This is a genomic window from Nocardioides cremeus (genome assembly GCF_030518195.1).
GTDB lineage: Bacteria > Actinomycetota > Actinomycetes > Propionibacteriales > Nocardioidaceae > Nocardioides > Nocardioides cremeus.
On record NZ_JAULSC010000451.1, the window covers coordinates 1 to 218 of the forward strand.

The 218-nt window shown below is 81.2% G+C and carries 1 pseudogene; it reads right to left on the reverse strand.

The annotated features are described in order from the left end of the window. A pseudogene (locus QWJ41_RS21700) lies at positions 1-218 on the reverse strand (hypothetical protein); the annotation flags it as partial.

The following is a 218-nucleotide window of genomic DNA, read 5'->3' on the forward strand; positions in this document are numbered from 1 at the left end:
CACCACGCGGGCGCCCGCCGCGCCCCGGCTGGCGTTGAGGTGCCCCTGCACGTGGTAGGCCGCCGCGACGTCGGTGGCCCCGATCTGGTCGCGCACGGGGGCGCAGGGGGTGGTGGTGGCCAGCGCCCGCACGAGCCGCTCGCCCGCCGCGGCCACGGTCGCCGCGTCGACCTGCGAGCGCGGGCGCTCGACCCGGCCCGCGGGCACGTCGTACGCGT